Source organism: Roseinatronobacter bogoriensis DSM 18756, from assembly GCF_004366635.1.
In the GTDB taxonomy this organism is placed as follows: Bacteria; Pseudomonadota; Alphaproteobacteria; order Rhodobacterales; family Rhodobacteraceae; genus Roseinatronobacter; species Roseinatronobacter bogoriensis.
In genome coordinates this window covers 314,286-336,493 of record NZ_SORN01000003.1, presented here as the reverse complement: position 1 = coordinate 336,493, position 22,208 = coordinate 314,286, and the positions used below count along the sequence as shown (strand labels likewise).

18 protein-coding genes are annotated in these 22,208 nt (G+C 60.2%); 10 read left to right on the top strand and 8 right to left on the bottom strand.

Annotated features, from left to right (window positions below; genetic code table 11):
• Positions 1-148: 148 nt before the first annotated feature.
• The 6 genes from EV660_RS09780 to EV660_RS09755 all read left to right on the top strand — a co-directional run bounded on the left by EV660_RS09780 (position 149) and on the right by EV660_RS09755 (position 6,824).
• Positions 149-1,153 carry an ABC transporter ATP-binding protein gene (locus EV660_RS09780; protein ID WP_071479690.1) on the top strand — a complete coding sequence of 335 codons (1,005 nt, stop codon included), beginning with the start codon at positions 149-151 and terminating at the stop codon, positions 1,151-1,153.
• Positions 1,146-2,183 (top strand): ABC transporter ATP-binding protein, encoded by a 1,038-nt coding sequence (locus EV660_RS09775; RefSeq protein ID WP_071479691.1) that lies wholly within the window; start codon positions 1,146-1,148, stop codon positions 2,181-2,183. Before EV660_RS09780 ends, EV660_RS09775 begins: the two co-directional genes overlap by 8 nt.
• The gene (locus EV660_RS09770; RefSeq protein ID WP_071479692.1) at positions 2,180-3,892 is read left to right on the top strand and encodes a peptide ABC transporter substrate-binding protein; all 1,713 of its coding nucleotides are present in this window, start codon (positions 2,180-2,182) and stop codon (positions 3,890-3,892) included. Before EV660_RS09775 ends, EV660_RS09770 begins: the two co-directional genes overlap by 4 nt.
• Before the next feature lie 70 nt (positions 3,893-3,962).
• Positions 3,963-4,970, top strand: coding sequence for an ABC transporter permease (locus EV660_RS09765; protein ID WP_071479693.1), 1,008 nt, complete (start codon positions 3,963-3,965; stop codon positions 4,968-4,970).
• Positions 4,963-5,886: an ABC transporter permease gene (locus tag EV660_RS09760; RefSeq protein WP_071479694.1), complete on the top strand. Its 924-nt coding sequence runs from the start codon at positions 4,963-4,965 to the stop codon at positions 5,884-5,886. The genes EV660_RS09765 and EV660_RS09760 overlap by 8 nt, the downstream gene beginning before the upstream one ends.
• Positions 5,887-5,972: 86 nt before the next feature.
• Positions 5,973-6,824: a fumarylacetoacetate hydrolase family protein gene (locus EV660_RS09755; protein ID WP_071479695.1), complete on the top strand. Its 852-nt coding sequence runs from the start codon at positions 5,973-5,975 to the stop codon at positions 6,822-6,824.
• A gap of 336 nt (positions 6,825-7,160) precedes the next feature.
• On the opposite strand, the gene urtE is transcribed toward EV660_RS09755, so the two are convergent.
• The 6 genes from urtE to urtA form a co-directional block, all read right to left on the bottom strand.
• Complete coding sequence (urtE, locus tag EV660_RS09750) at positions 7,161-7,856, bottom strand: urea ABC transporter ATP-binding subunit UrtE (RefSeq protein ID WP_071479696.1); 696 nt, start codon at positions 7,854-7,856, stop codon at positions 7,161-7,163.
• A gap of 3 nt (positions 7,857-7,859) precedes the next feature.
• Positions 7,860-8,600: an urea ABC transporter ATP-binding protein UrtD gene (gene urtD / locus EV660_RS09745; RefSeq protein ID WP_071479697.1), complete on the bottom strand. Its 741-nt coding sequence runs from the start codon at positions 8,598-8,600 to the stop codon at positions 7,860-7,862.
• Positions 8,597-9,784, bottom strand: coding sequence for an urea ABC transporter permease subunit UrtC (gene urtC / locus EV660_RS09740; RefSeq protein WP_071479698.1), 1,188 nt, complete (start codon positions 9,782-9,784; stop codon positions 8,597-8,599). The genes urtD and urtC overlap by 4 nt, the downstream gene beginning before the upstream one ends.
• A 4-nt stretch (positions 9,785-9,788) precedes the next feature.
• On the bottom strand, positions 9,789-10,259 hold the full coding sequence (locus tag EV660_RS09735) for a GNAT family N-acetyltransferase (RefSeq protein WP_071479699.1): 471 nt from the start codon (positions 10,257-10,259) through the stop codon (positions 9,789-9,791).
• A gap of 4 nt (positions 10,260-10,263) precedes the next feature.
• Entirely contained in the window at positions 10,264-12,228 is a 1,965-nt protein-coding gene (gene urtB, locus EV660_RS09730) for an urea ABC transporter permease subunit UrtB (RefSeq protein ID WP_071481879.1), read from the bottom strand.
• Positions 12,229-12,307: 79 nt separating this feature from the next.
• The gene (gene urtA, locus EV660_RS09725) at positions 12,308-13,588 is read right to left on the bottom strand and encodes an urea ABC transporter substrate-binding protein (RefSeq protein ID WP_071481880.1); all 1,281 of its coding nucleotides are present in this window, start codon (positions 13,586-13,588) and stop codon (positions 12,308-12,310) included.
• 471 nt (positions 13,589-14,059) lie between these two features.
• Between urtA and EV660_RS09720 the strand changes: the two genes are divergently transcribed.
• Positions 14,060-15,043, top strand: coding sequence for a Stealth CR1 domain-containing protein (locus EV660_RS09720; RefSeq protein WP_071479700.1), 984 nt, complete (start codon positions 14,060-14,062; stop codon positions 15,041-15,043).
• A gap of 185 nt (positions 15,044-15,228) precedes the next feature.
• Positions 15,229-16,566 (top strand): cytochrome-c peroxidase, encoded by a 1,338-nt coding sequence (locus EV660_RS09715; protein ID WP_071479701.1) that lies wholly within the window; start codon positions 15,229-15,231, stop codon positions 16,564-16,566.
• Positions 16,567-16,761: 195 nt separating this feature from the next.
• On the opposite strand, the gene EV660_RS09710 is transcribed toward EV660_RS09715, so the two are convergent.
• Both EV660_RS09710 and EV660_RS09705 read right to left on the bottom strand, forming a co-directional pair.
• Positions 16,762-18,252, bottom strand: a complete 1,491-nt coding sequence (locus EV660_RS09710) for a CRTAC1 family protein (protein ID WP_071479702.1) — start codon at positions 18,250-18,252, stop codon at positions 16,762-16,764.
• Positions 18,249-19,553, bottom strand: coding sequence for an ROK family protein (locus tag EV660_RS09705; protein WP_071479703.1), 1,305 nt, complete (start codon positions 19,551-19,553; stop codon positions 18,249-18,251). The genes EV660_RS09710 and EV660_RS09705 overlap by 4 nt, the downstream gene beginning before the upstream one ends.
• 214 nt (positions 19,554-19,767) lie before the next feature.
• On the opposite strand from EV660_RS09705, the gene xylF reads away from it, so the two are divergent.
• The gene (xylF, locus tag EV660_RS09700) at positions 19,768-20,793 is read left to right on the top strand and encodes a D-xylose ABC transporter substrate-binding protein (protein WP_071481881.1); all 1,026 of its coding nucleotides are present in this window, start codon (positions 19,768-19,770) and stop codon (positions 20,791-20,793) included.
• A gap of 104 nt (positions 20,794-20,897) precedes the next feature.
• Complete coding sequence (locus tag EV660_RS09695) at positions 20,898-22,208, top strand: sugar ABC transporter permease (protein ID WP_071479704.1); 1,311 nt, start codon at positions 20,898-20,900, stop codon at positions 22,206-22,208.

The following is a 22,208-nucleotide window of genomic DNA, read 5'->3' as shown; positions in this document are numbered from 1 at the left end:
ATGCTCAATAACAAACCCTTGCTCGCAAAAGGCAACCGCGTGACAGAACATGGTAACGCTAAAATTTTTTCTTGCCGCTATAGTGAAAATCGCCAACAGTTGCCCAAAGCGGGTTAACCGCAGCAAAAAATAAACTCAGGGAGAGTTCATGCCGGAAACCGGCTCGTCAGTTCTGCAAGTGCAGAACCTCAAAACTGTATTTGCAACACGCGCGGGCGATATTCATGCAGTGAATTCGGTCAGCTTCGACTTGCGGCCCGGCGAGTTGCTGGGGGTGGTGGGTGAATCCGGGTCCGGGAAATCCGTCACGATGATGTCGTTGATCGGCCTTCTACCCTCGCCGCCGGCTGAAGTGCGCGCAGGGTCGGTGCAGTTCGGGGGCAATGATCTGCTGAAAATGTCGCAGCGCAAACTTCAGGAATTGCGCGGGCGCGATATCGGCTTTGTGTTTCAGGACCCGATGACCTCGCTCAACCCCGTATTTACCGTCGGCTTTCAGATCATGGAACCGCTGCGCAAGCATATGGGCATGGACAAGGCGCGCGCCCGACAGCGCGCGGTCGAGTTGCTGGAACTGGTTGGCATACCAGATGCAGCGCGCAGATTGGGCGATTTCCCGCATCAGTTTTCAGGCGGTATGCGCCAACGCGTGATGATCGCCATCGCACTGGCTTGCGACCCCAAGGTTCTGATCGCGGATGAACCCACCACCGCGCTGGATGTGACGATCCAGGCCCAGATACTGGAACTGGTCAAGGACCTGCGCCAGAAACTGGGCATGGCAATTATCTGGATCACACATGATCTGGGCGTGATTGCTGGTATCGCCGACCGGGTGATGGTCATGTATGGCGGACAAGTTGCGGAATACGGCCCCGTGAGAGAGGTGTTTGCCAATCCCGCCCATCCCTACACACGCGCCCTCATGACCACTGTTCCCTCCGTGCGCGGCGAACGCGCGCCCAAGCTGAACGTGATTGAAGGGCAGCCCCCCATGCTGTCACAGCACCCAACGGCCTGCCCTTTCCGTGCGCGCTGCGCGCATGCATTTGGCCGATGCTCTCGTGAGAACCCGCCCCGATATACAGTCGCCGAGGGCCATGACAGCGCCTGCTTCTGGGACCATCAGACAGGGGAGGCGCGTAATGGCTGAACAGCGCAAACTGGTCGAGGTGCGCGACCTCAAGATGTATTTCCCCATCAATACCGGCATTCTGCGCCGCCACACGGGCGATGTAAAAGCTGTCGATGGCGTAAGTTTCGACATTTATGAGGGCGAGACGCTGGGCATTGTAGGCGAGTCCGGGTGTGGCAAGTCCACATGCGGGCGCGCGGTTTTGCGGCTTTACGATATCACCGCCGGGACGATCAAGATTGACGGGGTCGAGATCGGCGCAAAAGGCCAGAGCGCGCTGCGCAAGATGCGTCCGACCATGCAGATGGTGTTTCAGGACCCCCAAGCCTGCCTGAACCCGCGCATGACCGTGGCCGCAATCATCGGCGAGCCACTGGACGAACACACCGACTGGTCAAAAGCCAAGAAGCTGGAACGCATTTATGAATTGATGGATGCGGTCGGGCTGAACCGCAGCTTTGCCAACCGCTACCCGCACGCGTTTTCCGGCGGGCAACGTCAACGCATCGGTATTGCAAGGGCGCTGGCGCTGAACCCCAAATTCATCATCTGTGACGAACCGATTGCCGCATTGGATGTGTCTATTCAGGCGCAAGTCGTCAACCTGCTGGAAGATTTGCAGGACAGTCTGGGCCTGACCTATATGTTCATCAGCCATGACCTGTCGATGGTGCGCCATATCGCAGACCGTGTAGCGGTCATGTATCTGGGCAAGATTGTCGAACTCGCCCCGCGCGACGCGCTTTATGCCACCCCGCGCCACCCCTATACCGAAGCGCTGCTGTCAGCGGTGCCCGACCCCGACCCAAAGGTCGAGGCGCGTGTGCAACGGATCATCCTGAAGGGCGATGTGCCGTCGCCATCGAACCCGCCAAAGGGCTGCAATTTCAGCACGCGCTGCCCAAAGGTCATGGATATCTGTCGCCAGATCGACCCCGAATACCGCGAATTGGCCCCCGGCCATTTTACGGCCTGCCATCTGTATAACGACGCCGGAGAAACCGGCGCCCCGAGGTACGAGTGCAACCAACAAGGAGAAGACGCATGAAAACCAGAGTAGCCCTTTTGGGCACCGCCGCCGCACTTGCGATGGCCCCGGCCATGGCGCTGGCCGAACGCGAGCGCGGCTCATCCGGCAACCTGAACATCATCTACTGGCAAGCCGTGTCCACGATGAACCCCTATCTGTCGGGCGGCACCAAGGAAATGAACGCGGCCTCTGTGGTGCTTGAACCACTCGCGCGCTTTGACAACCTTGGAGAGCTTTCACCCTGGCTGGTTGACGAAATCCCGACGCTGGAAAACGGCGGCGTGTCAGAGGATCTGAAATCCATCACATGGACCCTGACCGAAGGTTTGTTGTGGTCCGATGGCACGCCCGTCACCTCGGCCGATGTTGTATTCAGCTATGAATATTGCACCCATCCAGAAGGTGGCTGTTCCTACCGCGACCGCTTTGCCGGGATCGAGCGGGTCGAGGCTGTGGATGATCTGACGATCACAGTGCATTTCGAAGATGTCACGCCAAACCCCTATCTGCCTTTCGTGGGTGCAGGGTCGGTCATTATCCAGCAGGCGCAGTTTCAGGACTGCCTTGGCGCACGCGCACCCGAATGCACGGATGCGAATTTTGCGCCCATCGGGACCGGCCCATATGTGGTGTCGAACTTCCGCCCCAATGACGTGATCGAATTTGTGGCCAATGAAAACTACCGCGTGCCAACCCAGCCCTATTTCGAAACGATCACCTGGGCCGGTGGCGGGGATGCCACGGGTGCTGCGCGCGCCGTGTTCCAGACAGGCGAGATGGACTATGCTTGGAACCTGCAACTTGCCCCCGAAGTGATCGAGCAGATGGAAGCGGGCGGACGCGGCGAATTGCTGGTTGATTTCGGCCCGCTGATGGAACGGATCGAGCTGAACTTCACCGATCCATCCCCCGATCTGCCGCCCGATGAACGTGGCACCCGCGCGCATCCGCACCCGATCCTGTCGGATATCCGCGTGCGCGAGGCACTCAGCCGCGCGATTGACCGCGAATTGCTGACTGAAATCGGCTTTGGCCCAATGGGCATGGCAACCTGTAACTTCATCGTCGCGCCGCCCGCAATGGCGTCACCGAACAATGACAACTGCCTTGTGCAGGACATTGACCGCGCCAATGAATTGCTGGACGAAGCCGGCTGGGAACGCGGCGCGGATGGCATCCGCGTGAAAGACGGGCAGCGTCTGGAATTGCTGTTCCAGACATCCACCAACGCTGTGCGTCAGGACTTTCAGGCGCTCATTCAGGCCGATTGGCGTGAAATCGGGGTGGATACGCGGCTGCGCAACATTGATGCGGGCGTTTTCTTCGGCTCTGACCCCGGCAGCGATGACACCTATCTGAAGTTCTTCGCGGATGTGCAGATGTATGCCTCGCTCTTTGAAGGGACCGATCCGACACCGCATCTGGAACAGCGCCGTTGTGGCCGCGAACCACAGCCTTCAACCCAGTGGCAGGGTCAGAATATCAACCGCTACTGCAACGAGGAATATGACGCACTCTGGGCCGAACTGAACCGCGAGGCGGACCCGGATCGCCGTCAGGAACTGGTCATCGCGCTGAATGACATGTTCGTGCAGGATTATGCGCATCTGCCACTGGTCGCACGCGGCCGCGTCTCGGCAGCCTCGACCACGGTTGGCGGCATTGTCATGAATGTCTGGGATTCCGAGCATTGGAATCAGGCCGAATGGTACCGGATCGAGGAATGATCCGTCACTGATACCTGACCTGTTCCGCCCTGTGCGGGGCAGGTCGTCATGACTGACCGAGGCAGAGTATATGCTTTCCTACACGCTGCGCCGACTGGCCTTTGCCATCCCGACAGTGCTGGTGATCAGCCTGATCGTGTTCCTGATGCTGGATATGGCACCGGGCGACCCGACCGGCAGCCTGCCGCTGACCATCCCGCTGGAAGTGCGCGAACAGATCCGCCAGTCACTGGGGCTGGGCGACCCGGTCATGGTGCGCTATTTCAAATGGCTCTACATGATGTGCTTTGTAGAACCGCTGCATATTCTGGCAGGTCTGACCGGCTGGGACATTGCCCCTGAAGGGCCGCGCATCCTGTCTTGGCAGACCCGGTCACCTGTTGGCGATATTCTGGTGCAGCGCGTGCCGCAGACGCTATGGGTCGTGGGGCTGGGCTATCTGTTCGGCATCCTGATCGCACTGCCCATCGGCGTTATTTCTGCCTATCGCCAGTATAGCTGGTTCGATCAGGCCGGGACATTCGTGTCCATGATCGGCTTTTCTGTCCCCACCTTCTTTACCGGTGTGGTTTTCATCCTGATCTTCTCGGTCTGGCTGGGCTGGTTCCCGTCCATGTATGACACCACCCATGTCGTGCGCGACTGGAACAGTTTTGTCTTTCAGGCCAAACAGATTGCCATGCCCGTCGCGGTGCTGGCCCTGTTCAACGCCAGCCAGATCAGCCGCTTCATGCGTGCCTCGATGCTCGATAACCTTAATCAGGACTATGTGCGCACCGCCCGCGCCAAGGGGCTGGGTGAAAAAACCGTGGTGCTGGTTCATGTGCTGCGCAACTCCATGATCCCGGTTGTGACCGTCATCGCCATTGGCATTCCCACCGTCTTTACCGGGGCAATCATCACCGAACAGATTTTCCGCGTGAATGGTCTGGGCGATGCACTCATCCGCGCGATCTATGTCAGCGACTGGCCCATGGTGCAGACCATCACCTTTATTTTCGCCATCCTGATCGTGCTGTTCAACCTGATTGCCGATGTCCTCTATGGCATCCTTGACCCGAGGATCCGCTATGACTGACGCCGCCAAACCGCTGAACCCCGACGAAGCCTTTCGCCCGCCCCGCAACCAGTGGTGGGATGTCTGGGACCAGTTCAAGACCCATCGCGGCGCGCTGGCCGGGCTTGCGGTGTTTGTCTCCATCATTCTGTTTGTGCTGGTCGGCCCCATGATCTGGCAGGTTGATCCGGGCCAGTTAAACATACGGATGCGCAATCAGGGCCCAAGCTGGGACTATCCGCTGGGCACCGACCAGTTGGGCCGCGATCTGCTGGCGCGGCTGATGTATGGGGGACGCATCTCGGTTGCGGTCGGGCTGGTCGCAATGTTCCTTGGGCTGGTAATTGGCACGCTGATCGGTGTGCTGGCGGGGTATTTCAAACTGCTCGACAGCCCGCTGATGCGCCTGACCGACCTGTTTCTGGCCCTGCCCCTGCTGCCCTTGCTGCTGATCCTTGTGGCGCTGTTTCGTGACACACTTGCGCGGACCTTTGGCGAATCCATCGGTGTGTTCTTTCTGATCTGCTTTGCCATTGCGATCACAAGCTGGATGCAGACCGCGCGCATTGTGCGTGGCGATGTGCTGGCGCTGAAAGAACGCGAATATGTGCTGGCCGCGCGCTCTATCGGCACACCTTCACTGCGCATCAATACCCGCCATGTCTTGCCCAATGTGCTGTCGCCGATCATGGTTTCGGCCACATTGGGCATTGCCAGCGCCATCATCACGGAATCCGCGCTCAGCTTTCTCGGGCTTGGCTTTCCCCCGGATTTCCCGACATGGGGGCGCATCCTGTATGAAGGGCGCGACTGGATCGAGCAGTACCCCGCGCGGGTTGTCTGGCCCGGTCTGCTGATCTCTCTCACAGTGCTTAGCGTCAATTACATTGGCGATGGGCTGCGCGACGCATTGGACCCACGCATCCGCGGGCGCTGATCCACCGGAAAACAGGGCTGCGCATTGCAGCCCTGCTCTGGCGCGGCTATGCATATGCGGCAGGAATGACCGAGGGGGAGAGAGCCATGAAACTGCTGCGATGGGGACCAGCGGGGCAGGAAAGGCCCGGCATTCTGGATGCTTCGGGCACGGCGCGTGATCTGTCGGGGCTGGTGCCGGATATTGCAGGGCCGGTGCTGTCAGATGCAGGACTTGCCATGCTGCGCGCACTCGACCCCGAAACACTGCCGAAAGTGCCCGAGGATGCACGGCTTGGCCCTTGTGTCGGCGGCACTGGCAAGGTCATCTGCATCGGGTTGAATTATTCCGACCATGCTGCCGAAACCGGCGCCGAAGTCCCGCCAGAACCGATCACCTTCATGAAGGCAACCTCGGCGCTATGCGGGCCGAATGACCCGATCATCATTCCCGCCGGGTCCAGAAAAACCGATTGGGAAGTTGAGCTTGCCATCATCATCGGCACACAGGCGCGCTATGTCCAGCAGGCCGACGCGTTTTCCCATATCGCCGGCTATACAATCGGGAATGATGTCAGCGAACGCGACTGGCAAGCGCATCGGTCGGGGCAATGGACCAAGGGCAAAAGCTCGGACCATTTCGGGCCGGTCGGGCCATGGCTTGTCACCCGCGACGAGGTGCCGGACCCGCAGAACCTGCGGCTGTGGCTGAATGTCAACGGCGACAAGATGCAAGATGGAAGCACCGCCACAATGGTCTATGGCGCGGGGTTTCTGGTCAGCTATCTCAGCCAGTTCTTTACCCTGCATCCCGGTGACATCATCATGACCGGCACACCGCCGGGTGTCGGGCTTGGGATGAAACCACCGCGCTACCTTTCCCCCGGGGATGTGGTCGAGTTGGGAATAGACGGGCTTGGCCAGCAGCGTCAGGACGTGATCGCGGACCCGCGCGCGTAAGGGGCTGGCACCTTACTGCATACACATCTTATCTGTTCGGGCACTGCCCAACCTCCCCTTCAACATAGCCACAACAATTATGGCTGTGTCGCGGTGGACAGCTTTGCGGTATCATGCAGACATAGCGGCACCGGGCAAGAAGCCGCGCAGCGTCGGGCCGCAGTGCGGCGATCTTCGATCAGCTTTATTGCGCTTTATGCTGGCCAAATCTTCGAAAGATCAGTTCTGTACGCTGGTGGCAGCCAAATCGCCGTGCCCGTGGGCGGCCCTTTGAGTCGCGGCGGCCTTCGGCCATTGTTCCGCGCTTGGTGCAAATCATACCGTCACCCAAGCCCCTCAGATCGACACGCGTTCCAGTATTTCCTGCTTGGTCACAGCATTGGAAGGCTTGGACAACACAACCTCGCCCCGATTCAGCACACAGAATTCATCCGCCAGCCCATAGGCAAAATCAAAATACTGCTCGACCAGCACGATGGCGATTTTGCCTTCCTCGCGCAGTAGCTCAATCACCTTGCCGATCTGCTTGATGATATTGGGCTGGATGCCCTCGGTCGGCTCATCCAGCAACAGCACCTTGGGCTGCGCGATCAGGGCACGCGCGATGGCAAGCTGCTGCTGCTGCCCGCCCGACAAATCGCCGCCGCGCCGGTTCTTCATCTGCTCCAGCACCGGGAACAGCTCATAGATACGGGGCGGGATCTTGTGCTCACTGCGCGGCAGACAGGCAAAACCCGTTTGCAGGTTTTCCGTCACCGTCAGCAGCGGGAACACTTCGCGCCCCTGCGGCACATAGGCAATGCCCGCCTTTGCTGCCTGTGCCGCTGTGGGGTGATCGAGCGCCTGCCCATCCAGCGTGATCGTGCCACCTGAATAGGGGTGGCGGCCCGCAATCGCGCGCAAAAGCGATGTCTTGCCCACGCCATTCGTGCCCATAACGGCTGTGACCGCGCCCAAACGCGCCTCCAGTGACACACCCCATAGGATTTGCGAGGCGCTGTAATGCAAGGTCAGATCGTCAACTTTCAACATCGCTCAGCGTCCCAGATAAACATCAATGACCTGCTGGTTCTTGGTCACATGATCCAGCGAACCTTCGGCCAGCACAGCACCTTCATGCAGGCAGGTCACCCGGCAATCGAGGCGGCGGATGAATTCCATATCATGTTCGATCACCATGACCGCGCGGGTCTTGGCCGCGCGCTTGAGCAGGTCTGTCGTATGCTCGCGCTCCGATGGGGTCATCCCCGCCGCCGGTTCATCGACCAGCAAAAGGCGCGGATCTTGTGCCAGCAACATGCCGATTTCCAGCCATTGCTTTTGCCCGTGGCTCAGGATGCCCGCGCTATCGTCCAGCCGCGCCGACAGGCCCACTTCTTCGGCCAGTTCCTCGATGCGCGCGCGGTCGCGGTCGCTCGCGCGCCAGACCAGCACCGAGAATGGGCCGCGCTTGTTGGCCAGCGCCATGGCGAGATTGTCGCGCACGCTCTGATCCTCAAAGACAGTCGGTTTCTGGAACTTGCGGCCAATGCCCATCTTGGCGATCTGGCTTTCAGAGTATTTCAGCAGATTGACCGACCGCTCACCCCAGATCACGCGGCCCTCATCCGGCTTCGTCTTGCCGGTGACAATGTCCATGAAGGTGGTCTTGCCCGCGCCATTAGGGCCGATCACGGCGCGCAATTCAGGCTCGCCAATGGCAATCGACAGGTTGTTGATGGCGCGGAACCCGTCGAATGTGACCGAGACCCCAGAGACTTCGAGAAGCGTGCTCATGGTTTTTTCCTGACCAGATAGTCGAACAACCCGCCAATCCCCTTGGGGAAGAACAGCGTCACCGCGACAAAGCCCAGACCCAGCAGCACCAGCCACCAGTCGGTCCAGACGATGCGGTAGAAGCCCAGATCGATATTCGGCGCGCCGCCGCCTGTCAGCCAGCTTGACAGAAGCGACACGAAAGCCGCGCCGATCACCGCGCCATAAAGCCGCCCGCGCCCGCCAATCGCCACCCAGACTGCCAGATAGATCGAAGCAATGGGCGCAATCTCCGCCGGGTTGATGATGCCCGCCTGCGGGTAGTAAAGCGCGCCCGCGATGCCGGAAATGACCGCTGTGATGGTGAAAACAAACAGCTTGTAGCCCTCGACATTATAGCCAAGGAACCGCACGCGCGCTTCATTGTCGCGGATGGCACGGATGACAGAGCCGAACTTGCCCGACACGACCCAGGCAAACAGCAGATAGCCCGCGCCCAGCGCAAAAGCAGACGCCCAGAAAAACCACATCGAAATCACCGATTGCGGCACATGCAGGAAGCCGGGGATGTTCTGCAGCCCCGACAGCCCGTTATTGCCGCGCAGACCCGTGTCATTCTGGAACAGGTAGAGCGAGAGCGCGAGCGTCATCGCCTGCGTCAGGATCGAGAGGTAGACGCCCGTCACGCGGCTGCGAAAGGCCAGCCAGCCAAAGATCAGCGCCAGAAGCCCCGGCACCAGCACGACCATCGCAAGCTGAAAAGGCAGCGAACCCGCGAAGTTCCAGATCAACGGCAAGTCGCTGGAGCCTACGACGCCGAAAATCTGCGCTGCGACGGCCTCGGAGACCTCCAGCTCTGTGGGCGGGATGGTGCCACGACCCAGACTGTCGCGAATGTTGATTTCGGTGCGCGCATACATCAGCCACATGCCGATGGCATAGCCGCCAAGCCCGAAGAAGGCGAAATGCCCAAGGCTCAGGATACCGCAATAGCCCCAGACCACATCCATCGCGATGGCGATCAGGCACAGGCACAGCGTCATGCCAAGGATCTTGACCAGATTGGTGGAAATCACGCCGATCCCGAACCCCTCTGACAGGACCGTGACACCGATGGTGAACAGACCAAGCAGCCCCATGAACCACAGCACGGACGGATTTGAGATCAGAATGGCCCGATGCGGGGCAAGTGTTGTCTTTGCCATTGGCTCAATCTCCTGTCAGCGCCAGCGTATAAAAGGCGCTGTGCGGATCGAACTTGTAATCCCCGAAGGGCGGGCAGTTGGCAAAGCCCAACCGCGCATACAATGCGCGGGCCGCGGCAAACTGCGGCGCGGTGCCGGTTTCCAGCCATAGGCGGGTCAGGTGTTTTGCTCTTGCTGCGTTAACAATCGTCTCGACTATGGCGCGCCCCACCCCTGTGCCGCGCGCGGCAGCGACAGTGTGCATGGACTTCACCTCGCCAGCGCCGTCGTCCAGCAGTTTGAGCGCGCCAATACCCAGAACTTCTTCCGCGCGCCAAGCGCACCATAGCGTTATTGCGGGCACGTCGAGTTGCGATGCTGTCAGCTTGTGACAGGATTCCGCAGGGCTAGTCGCTGCGCAAAACGCGTTATGGGCGCGGATGACTGCGGCCACCTCTGGCACATGGGGGGTTGTGGTCCGAATATTGAACATCATGGCGTCAATCTCCGGCAGCGCGGCCCTTCAGGGCGACGATACCCTTGGGGCGGAACTGGATGAACAGAATGATGAACAGCACCATAAAGGTCTGCGCAGCAAGGGTGTTGGCGGGGTTGAACCACTCGATGCCCTTTTGCAGGAACCCGATCAGCGTGGCCCCGGCCAACGTGCCAAAGACCGAGCCGACACCACCGACCACAACAGTCATGAAGCTTTGGACGATGTAATTCGCGCCCATCTCGGATGTGACCTGTGCCACCAGCCCGATGGCCACACCGGCAACACCGGCAATTCCCGACCCCAACCCGAAAGTCAGCATATTTATCCGGTCAGGATTAATTCCCATACTGGCCGCCATGCCGGGGTTTTGCGTCACGGCGCGCACTTCCAGCCCCAGCCGCGTGCGGTTGAGAATGTAAAGTAGCATCAGCAAGAAGCCGATCGCCATGACAAAGATCGCCACACGGATCGACGCCACAGACACAATATCATTGACCTGAATGGCACCCGCCAACCAGTCAGGGGCGGTCAGCGGTCGGGCCTGCGTGCCGAAGATGTTTTTTGCCAGTTGCTGCAAGGCAATCGAAATCCCGAAAGTTGCCAGCAGCGTTTCCAACGGACGTGTGTACAGGTGCCGGATGACCAGCCGCTCCATCAAGACCCCGGCGGCAAATGTCACAGCAAAGGCGAGGGGCAGCGCAATCACCAGCGAGGTGGTGTAATTGGGGATGACAGTCTGCACCACATAGCCGGTATAGGCACCCATCATGATGAATTCACCATGCGCCATGTTGATCACGCGCATCACCCCGAAAGTGATCGCCAGCCCGATTGCGGCCAGAAAGAAGATCGAAGCCAGCGACAGCGCATCAATCGAGATACCTACGAATTGCCAGACAGAAATGCGCGTGCGCGTACTGTCCAGCGCATCGCGCGCGGCGTCGGTTACAGCACGGTCCGCTTCCAGATAGGCGTCATAGAATACATATTGCGCCACAGCCGCTTCCATATCAGCTTGTGTGACCAGCGGGGCCACAGTGCCAGCCTCTTCCAGTGCGCGATAGGCCGCGCGCCGGGCCTCATCCGTGTCAAGCTGGTGCACGGGGATGCCGCCGACAGTGCCATCGACGACATTTGCGCGCAAAACATCGCGGATCGCATTGCGACCGGGGCGCTCGGGCGCCAGCCCGGCATCTGAAAGCACCGTATAAGCCGAAATCAAGGTCATATCTTCGCCCGGAACGCGAATACGCGCGACATTGGCCCCCTCGGCTATGGTTTCGCCAAACTCTGACCGGGTCTGTAAAATCTGGTTCAGGGCGCGCCGCGCCTCTGTGCTGATATCGCCGCGCAGCCCTTCTATTGCATCCACCCGCGTCGCTGTGTCTGTCGCAAAACGCGCATTCAGCAGGTCAAGCAGACGCTGCATCCGCAGGGCTATGCCACTGTCCTCTTCTGCCTCCAGCGCGATTTGCAGCGCCTCGACCTGCTCGGCATCGGGGCTGCGCGCGATGCTTTCCAGCGCAGCAATCCGCCGCGCGGGGTCGGGGTTCAGCAATTCAAACTGCACAAGCGCGGCACTCACTTCGCGCCGCACACCGGCATTCGGGCGGATCTGGTTCATATCGCGTGAACTTGCCGTGCCGACCTCTTCGCCCGTATCAATGTCAATCAGCACAAGGGCGCGGTCCGCCCCCTCGCGCGCGAAAAAGAACAACCCGTCCTCGGGGCGCTCATAGACCTCGCGGTCAGACCATGCGCGCAAGAACGCCACTGTGCCGGGGGCATCTGCCGCGATCAGGGCCGCAAGCATATCTGGCACCGTTGCCCGCGACGGGCTGGCCACAAGCGGCTGAACGGTCTGCAACGCATCCTGAAGCGGTGTTTCCATCTGGGCAGATGCACGCAGCGGGAAAACAAGGATCAGCGCGACAAGGCACGCGAACAGCATCGCAATGCGGGGCATCAAGCGCAACATGGGCGGATGTCTTTCACTTAAATCTGGACAGGGGCGCGAGGGGAAAACCCCGCACCCCCGATGTGGTTCAGTAGTTGGATGTCAGCTGGACACAGGTTTCCGTCGCTGTGTCGAACATGCCGCATTCCAGCTCTTGCCAGTCGCTGACCAGCGTTGCGCTGTCTTCAAGGAAGGGCGACCAGGCTTCGCCCGGCACTTCTTCGGTCTGGCTGATGATGTCAAATTGCCCATCCGCGCGGATTTCACCAATCAGCACGGGCTTGGACAGGTGGTGGTTCACATTCATCACCGCGGTGCCACCTGTCAGGTTCGGGAACTCCTGCCCCCACATGGCCTCACGCACGGCATCCACATCGGTGGTGCCTGCGGCTTCGACCGCATTCACCCACATGTTGAAGCCGATATAATGCGCCTCCATCGGGTCGTTGGTCACGCGGTTGGTATCGCCGATGAATTCGTGCCATGCCGCGATGAATTCCTCATTCTCGGGGGTATCGGCGGACATGAAGTAGTTCCACGCGGCCAGATGGCCAACAAGGCGCGAAGTATCAAGACCCGAAAGCTCTTCCTCACCGACCGAAAAGGCCACAACCGGAATATCATCCGCACTGACGCCCTGCGCGGCCAGTTCGGTGTAGAAGCCGATATTCGCGTCACCATTGATGGTCGAGATGACGCCGACCTGCTTGCCGCCCGCACCCAGACCGATCACATCTGACACGATCGTGGACCAGTCAGCATGACCGAAAGGCGTGTAATTCACAAAAATATCTTCCGCCGCGATCCCCTTGGACAGCAGATAGGATTCAAGGATCGCATTCGTTGTGCGTGGGTAGACATAATCGGTGCCCAGCAATGCGAAACTCTCGACGCCCAGTTCCTCAAGGAAGTAATCGACCGCCGGAATGGCCTGCTGGTTGGGCGCAGCACCGGTGTAGAACACATTGCGAGAGCTTTCTTGCCCTTCATACTGCACCGGGTAGAAGAACAGACCGTTCAGCTCTTCCAGAACCGGCAACAGCGCCTTGCGGCTGACCGAGGTCCAGGCCCCAAAGATCACGTCAACTTCGTTCACAGTCAGAAGCTGGCGGGTCAGTTCCGCAAACAGCGGCCAGTCAGAGGCAGGGTCAACGACCACTGCTTCCAATTCGCAGCCCAGCACGCCGCCCTTGGCGTTTTGCTGCTCTACCAGCATCAGCATCACATCGCGCAGCGTGGTTTCAGATATGGCCATGCTGCCGGAAAGCGAGTGCAGCACACCGACCTGAATCGGGCAATTCGCGAATGCGGGCGCGGCGGCAAGCAGCGCTGTCGCGGCAGCAGTTGTCAGTAAGGATTTTTTCATCATGGAATGCATGCTCCTGTAAAACGGCTGCATGCGTCTGGAAAGGTTGACTTGAAAGCAAGAAAGCGCACCCCATCTCTCCCAGAGCAGCAGTCATATGTTGCGCATGTCCGGCAGTTGGAATCTGCCAGGATCGGGCTGTCGGACATGCATTCGACGACATAATCGCACAGCAGTTATTGACAGTTGTGTTCATTGGCGCAAATCCCACCGCACTATTAAACACGAAGAAACGGGGCGCCTTTTTGGAATGCATAGAATTTAATCAAGACTTCGCCTCTGCGCCCAAAACTTTTGCTGCATTGCAGCATCTGCGACAGGATCATCGCCGAATCCGCCAAGGCTGGCGCGATTCTGACAACAGCAATCGGTATATCAGCGGCTCGGCTCCGGCTTTCACGATGTAGTCCCGGGACCTCACTCATGCCCCCAAACGCCGCTATTACCTTTACAGGTTCGGTACCTGCAAAAAGAATGGAACGCCCCTTGGACATTGCCATCCCCGCCTGCACCAGTGACCCTATCGACGCCGTCATAACATGGGTCGACGGGGGCGATGCCAAACATGCGGCCAAGCGCGCGAAAGCCCTTGGGAAAGCGGCGCAAGCGCTCCATCCAAACGGGATCAACCCGCATCGCTGGGGCAGTAGTGATGAGCTACGTTATTGCCTGCAATCGCTCGCCAATCATGCGCCCTGGCTGCGGCATATCTGGATCGTGACCGATGACCAGTCCCCCGATCCCGCAACAATCCCCGCAGCGCTGGCCGACAGGGTCAGCATTGTTGACCACCGCGTGATATTCCGGGGCTTTACCCAATACCTGCCAACGTTCAATTCCCTGTCCATCGAAACCATGCTCTGGCGAATCCCCGGTCTTGCCGAAAGGTTTGTCTATTTCAATGATGACGTCTTTCTGACCGCGCCGCTCAGCGCAGATGACGTGTTCAAAGACGCCGTGCCTGTTCTGCGTGGGAAATGGGCTGATTACAGCCATCTTGACGCCAACCCGGAAAAGATGCGCGACCCAGCATTCTTCAACCACTACACACAGATCAATGCCGCCCGCCTCGCCGGGTTCGCGCCCGATCATCTCTGGACCAGCGCACATGTCGTCCACCCGATGAATCGCGTTTTCATGGAACAACTCTTCAAGCGTTTCGGCCCCGAATTCACGGCCAATATCGCCCACCCATTCCGCGATCTGTCGCAATTCCAGCCGATGGCGCTGCACAATCATTTCTGCATCCGCAACGGCAACCACCTTACCCCTGCAAAGGCGGATTACCTGCACCTGCGCAGCAGCGCGACCACCGAATTCCCGCTAGAGGCTGTCCAAGCCTATCTGCGCCGGTCCTTGTCCCCCGATGCCAAATTCCTTTGCGTCAACGACCTTCCTCAGATCGAGCAGGCCCTGCCAGATGCGCGCTACTGGATCGAACGCGCGATCAGCGCCTGACAGCGTCGATATCGCGCGCGACATGCCCCTCATTTTCTTGCGCCAAATACTCCGGGGGTGAATTGGCCGCAGGCCAAGAGGGGGCAGCGCCCCCTCACTGCCGCCCCCGGCAAGGGGGCTTGTGCTAAACACTTTTGGGCGGCACTCTCGTGTACAAACAAGATCGGAGGAAGGGAGGGGGCGATATGTGGCGACATAGTGTATTTCGGGCAAGTCTTGTGTTGGCGCTGATCGCATATGGCCCGCTCAATGCTGGCCCCGCCCTGCCTGACCCGGTCGCAGACATGGCCTATGCCACACATTCGGCCGAGTTGGTCCAACTGGGCTGGCATCTGTTCTATGATCCGATCCTGTCAGGCAACCGCGATGTGGCCTGCGCAACCTGCCATCACCCAGAGTTCGGCAGCTCTGACGGGCTGTCGCTGGGGCTGGGGGCCGGGGCGCGCGGCCTTGGTCCGGCGCGCACGGCCCATCCGGACAGCCCGCCCGAACAGCGCATGCCCCGCAACTCACCCGCGCTGTGGAACCTTGGTGCCGCAGAATTCACCCGCATGTTCCACGATGGCCGTATCGAAGTTGATGTTGCGCGCCCTTCCGGCCTGCGCACCCCGCTGGAAGAGGATATGATCACGGGCTTTGCCTCGCTTCTATCCGCACAAAACATGTTCCCGGTTCTTAGCCCCGATGAAATGGCAGGTCATTACAATGACAATGAGATTGCGCAAGCCGTGCGGCAGGGGCGGCTGACAGGCGAGGGCGGCGCCTGGGATCTGATCGCCGCGCGCATCCGCGACATTCCTGAATATGTCGACCGCTTCATCGCGGTGAAGGATGACATCAACACTGCCGCGCACATCACCTTTCCACATATCTCTAACGCCATCGCGGCCTTTGTCGCGGTCGAGTTCCGTTCTGACACCAGCCCGTTTGACGCCTATCTGCGCGGCGACGGGGCTTTGCCAGATGCCGCACAGCGCGGGCTGGACCTGTTCTATGGCACGGCCACATGCGCCAGTTGCCATTCCGGCCCGTTCCAGACCGATCACGGCTTTCATGCGCGCGGGGTGCCGCAGCTGGGGCCGGGCAAGGCCGCGCGCTTTGAATCGCACAGGCGCGATACCGGGCGTATGCGCGTCACCGGGCGCGCAGAAGACGCCTTTGCCTTTCGTACGCCCTCTTTGCGCAATATCGCCCATACCGCCCCTTATGGTCATGCCGGATCACATACCACGCTGGCGGGGTTCATTCGTGACCATGCCGACCCGGTCGCAGCACTGGCACATTATGACCGCACGCAGGTTGTGCTGCCTGCGCTGGATGTCGAAGATTGGCAGATCATGGATGACCCGACTGAGCGGGCCGCGATTGCACAGGCCGTCAGCACCCCGCCCATCCCCCTGAGTGACGCCGATATCGCTGATCTGGTGGCGTTTCTGGAAACACTGTCGGACCCGCAAGCCTTGGCAGGGCGGTTGGGCGTGCCCGATGCGGTGCCAAGCGGGCTGGAGGTGCCACGCCCCTAAGCCTTTGCCATTTTTGCCAGTCACGGGTTGGTGCCAAAACCAGTGCCTGCAACCTGACACAAGGCACCAGATGACGGGTTGCGAGGGCTTTGCAGAGTGTGACCGGTGCGAGATCAAGGCGCAAAGCACCGCCGCCCACCAAAACTTCAACATACAAGAAAACTTGAACCGAAAGCGTTTGAACACTCACAAACACTAGCCGTCTGGCGTCAGCAAAACCCGCTGGTTCATGCGGTCGATCTCGCGGCGGCTTTGGCGCCCATCGGGCCAGTCCACCACAATCACGGCGTCCCCCGCCTGCCCCAGCCCGAAATGCAGCGGCCCCGCCTGCCCGCCTGCATGGCCACCGCCCACCGAAATTTCCTGCCACTGGCCACCCTGTTCAGTCTCGACCGTGACGCGCGCGCCAATGGCAAAACGGTTGCCCCCCTCCATGCGCAGATCCACCGCCAACCAGTTGCCCGTATCTTTGGTCACATTGCGGTACAGGCGCGCAGGCGCGCGGCGGTTCACGACCACAAGATCCAGCCGCCCGTCCCCGGTCAGATCCACCAGCGCCGCCCCGCGAGAGCGCGCGGGGTCAGCCACCCCTGCATGATGCGCAGCTTCCGTGAACCGCCCATCTGCACCTTGCAGCAACAGGTTGTTTGGGTCATACATGGCCAGATCCGGCATCTGATCGACATTGCCCTTGGCCACAAACAGATCGGCCCGCCCATTATTTGTCATATCGCCCCATTGCGCATGCCACCCGGTCGAGGGGCGGCCGTCATCGCCTGTAAAGGGCCGATGTGCCGTGTGCCCCATCTCGAACGGGGCCGTGCGATAGGTGCCATCACCCTGCGCAAGTTGCAGCAACTGATCGGCCATAGAGGTCAGGTAGACATCCGCCAGCCCGTTGCCGGTAATGTCGCGGCTGGCAATGCCCATCCCCCAAAGCATCTGTTCCTGCCAGCCATCCTCTGGCCCAAGATAGCGCGCATCGGCAATGTCCCACATCTGCTCATATCCGCCACGCACGTAATAATGCCGGTCATTGGACAGGCGCAGGGTCATACGCCCCCGCGCATCGCGCGCTGCAAGCGCCGAAAGCGGGCAGAAACCGGGTGTCATGGGCGCGGACAGGTAGCCTTGTGCCGCAGGGCGCATCAACTGGTTGTCATCACAGGCGAAAAACGGCCCTTCCGGGTCGTCACGATCGACGTAATTGCCCACGAATAAGGTCGGGCGATCCGCGCCCTGATCCCACCATGCGCTGAACGCTGTTGACCAGCCCTGCCCCGCCTCAATGCCCAGCGCTTCGGTTGCATCCTCGAACGCGCAATCCCCAAGGCCGCGCAGCACGATGTTCGGCCCCACCCGCAGCACGAACAGGTCCAGCACCCCGTCGCCATCAATATCCAGCGGATAGGCCCCGGTGACCCCCGTTAATGGCACGTCTTCCGGGCTGAACTCCATCTCACCCTTGTTGCGCAGCAGCAGCGATGGCCCCGCGCCCCCTGCCAGAAACAGGTCCGGCAGGCCATTGTCACTGCAATCGAACGCAGCCACACCGCCGCCCACGAAATACTCCCACCCGCCAGCGTAATGGTGTTGCGGAATCTTGTGGCTGACATCCTCGAAGGTGGGCATATCGGCAAGGCAGGGCAGGGCCGCCAGACATAGCGGCAAAGATGCAGCCTTCATGCCGCGCTGCCCCGCGTGGCCGAATGCCCCAGCAACTGTTCTGTCAGCGCCCCCAGCGCCAGCGCAACCGCGCCCTGTGCCCAGACCAGATCACCCCAGGAATGTATCTCGACCCGCGCGGGCGGGCGGGCGCCAGTCAGGGTCATGGACTGCATTTCGCTTAGAACCTCGCGCGCATAAAGGTAGTCATACTGCATCCGCCCCCCGGACAGGATGATAACCTCGGGGTCGAACATCTGCGCCACATTCGACAGGCCCAAGGCCAGATAGCGGCCTGCCCGGCGAAAGATCGACAGCGCGGCCTCATTGCCGCCCCGCGCCTCGACAAACAGGGATTCAAGCAGCGCAAGCGGGCTTTCAGACAGGCTTTCATGCTGATCCAGCGCAGTCGCCGCTTCGCGCGCAAGGGCATAATCGGCAACATAGGCTTCCAGACAGCCGCGCTTGCCACAGCGGCACAGCGCACCGTCCAGTTGCACCTTGGTATGGCCCAATTCCATGCCAACACCGCGCGCACCACGATAAAGCTGGTTGAACAGCACCAACCCCATGCCAACGCCATGTTCAATCGTGACCACCGCGAAATCGGACTTGCTGCGCCCGCCGCCGAACCATAATTCGGCCAGCGTCAGCAGGTTGGCGTCATTGTCCAGCCATGTCGGCACGCCAAGCGCCGTTTCAAACTGCCCGCGCAGCGCAGTGGATGGCGCGTCCAGCATGGGCGACCATGCAACACTTCCGGTCGCAAAATCGACCATGCCAGCCATACCGACCCCGACACAGCTTATGTCACGTCGGTTCTTGCCGCATTCAGCAAGCAACTTGTCCATCAGCGCGCGCGCCTCGGCAATCAGAATCGCGGCACTTTTGCGGTTTGGGCGTGTCGGCATACTGGCCTCGGCAATACGCCGCCCTGCAAAATCACTCAGCACCGCGGTATGGCGCAGATCACCCAGTTTCATGCCGATCACATGGTATGCCTCTGCTGCAACCTGCAATTCAACCGGGGGCCGCCCGCGCCCGATTCGCGGATTCTCGACATCTGGCACCGCCGCTACCGGGCTTTCACGCAGGAAACCATCGGCAATCAGATCACTTGTCACCGCGCTGACCGAAGCCGCGCTGACACCCAGCGCCCGCCCCATTTCGGCGCGGGTGGTGCCGCCTTGTGCGCGAACATGGTCAAACAGGACATGGCGCAAGGGCCGCGCGACAGGGGCCACATTGCTCAGCAACGGGCCACAGCCCGCCAGCGCGCCATCATTTCCCGTGTCTATCCCACCCAGATCTGACGCAATCATAGCCCGGCCTCCTCCGCCAAAGTTAAATTCGCCAACTGAACAAAATAAGCCAGAATATCGAACATCACGCAAGGAAAAATGCTAAATAAGTTAAATTTCGGCGCAATCCCTGCTTGAAACCTATAAAATTAATTTGACAGCCGAAAATTATATGTCATGCTCTCAGGGTCTGGCCGAAAACCTATCCGGCCTGATTTCGTTCAGGGAGGAACACATGAACAAGCTTCTTACAGCGGCCGTGGCCGCAACCATCGGCTTCAGCTCTGCCGCATGGGCAGATTCGCTGACCATCGGCGTCAGCTGGTCAAATTTTCAGGAAGAACGCTGGCAAACAGATGAGGCGGCCATTCGCGCCGCACTTGATGAAGCAGGCGCGGCATATGTGTCAGCGGACGCGCAGTCATCTTCATCCAAGCAGCTTTCTGATATTGAAAGCCTGATCGCACAGGGCGTCGATGCGCTGATCGTTCTGGCGCAGGATGCCGCTGCCATTGGCCCCGCCGTTCAGGCTGCCGCTGATGAAGGGATTCCCGTCATCGCTTATGACCGCCTGATCGAGGATGATCGCGCCTTCTACCTGACATTCGACAATGTCGAAGTCGGGCGCATGCAGGCGCGTGCTGTGCTGGAACAGGCCCCAAGTGGCAATTACGTGATGATCAAGGGCTCACCCACGGACCCGAACGCAGATTTCCTGCGCGGTGGCCAGCAGGAAGTGTTGCAAGCAGCAATTGACGCAGGCGACATCACCATTGTCGGCGAAGCCTATACCGATGCATGGCTGCCCGCCAATGCTCAGCGCAACATGGAACAGATCCTGACAGCACAGGACAACATGGTTGATGCGGTTGTCGCGTCGAATGACGGGACCGCAGGCGGCGCAGTGGCCGCGCTGACAGCGCAGGGCATGGACGGCATTCCAGTTTCGGGTCAGGATGGCGACCATGCCGCGTTGAACCGCATCGCGCTTGGCACGCAGACTGTTTCGGTCTGGAAAGATGCGCGTGATCTGGGCCGCAATGCCGCCGAAATCGCAGTGCAACTGGCAGGTGGCACCGCGATGGCGGATGTCGAAGGGGCCGAGATGTGGACCTCTCCGGCGGGCACGGAAATGGTATCCATGTTCCTAGAGCCCGTGCCGATCACACGCGACAACCTCAGCCTTGTGGTAGACGCAGGCTGGATCAGCCAGGAAGCGCTGTGTCAGGGTGTCAGCGGCGGTCCTGCGCCTTGCGACTGATCTGAAATCCACCCTTCCCGAAGGGGCGGCATCACGCCGCCCCTCATGCGCAGTTGCGTGGCATTCCCGCGCATCGCGCCACGTTCCCTGACAGGACGGCACATATGAGCACCCAAGATACAACAACCAGCACCGCCAAGGCCAAGCCTGCGCCGCGCGCAAAACTGACCGATACGCTGGAACTGGACACGCGCCTTCTGGGCATGATCGGCGCCTTTATTCTGGTGACCGTTGTTTTCAACGTCCTGACCGATGGGCGGTTTCTGACCCCGCGCAATATTTTCAACCTGACAATCCAGACTGTCAGCGTGGCGATCATGGCCACCGGTATGGTGTTTGTCATCGTAACCCGTCATATCGACCTGTCGGTGGGCGCGCTGCTGGCCACATGTTCCGCCGTCATGGCCATGATGCAAACCGCATGGTTGCCGCAACTGCTGGGCCTGCCGCTTGGGCATCCGCTCATCCCGTGGCTGGCCATTGGCGCGGGGCTTGTAACCGGCGCGCTGATCGGAGCGTTTCAGGGCTATCTTACTGGGTATCTGCTTATACCGGCCTTTATCGTCACGCTTGGCGGGCTGCTGGTCTGGCGCAACGCGGCATGGTATCTGACCAACGGGCAAACCATCGGCCCGCTGGACCCGACCTTTCAGATGTTCGGCGGCATAAACGGCACCTTGGGCGAATTCTGGTCATGGGTGATCGGGATCATTGCCACGCTGGCCGCGATGGGCGCACTGTGGGCAAAACGCCGCGATAAGATTCGCCATGACTTCCCCGTCAAACCCATCTGGGCCGAAATCACGCTTGGCGCGATCATTGCCGGTGCCATTCTGGGCTTTATCGCGATCCTGAATTCCTACCAGATTCCAGCCGCCCGCCTGAGCCGCCAGTTCGAGGCCCGTGGCGAGGTCATGCCCGAAGGGTACACCGCCGCTTATGGCCTGCCGATTTCGGTGCTTTTGCTGATTGTCGTGGCCGTTGTCATGACAGTTGTAGCCCGCAAGACGCGGCTGGGGCGCTATATCTTTGCGACTGGCGGCAACCCGCAGGCGGCTGAGTTGTCGGGCATCAACACGCGGCTGCTGACGGTCAAGGTGTTTGCGATCATGGGCGCGCTATGTGCCATTTCAGCGGTCGTCGCCTCTGCCCGCCTGACCAACCATTCCAACGATATCGGCACGCTGGACGAATTGCGCGTCATCGCGGCTGCAGTCATCGGTGGCACGGCGCTGGCGGGCGGGATCGGCACGATTTACGGGGCCATTCTTGGCGCGCTGATCATGCAGTCGCTGCAATCTGGCATGGCAATGGTCGGTGTCGATGCGCCCTTGCAGAATATCGTCGTGGGCAGCGTGCTGGTTCTGGCCGTGCTGATCGACATCATCTACCGCCGCCGCACCGGGAAAGGATAG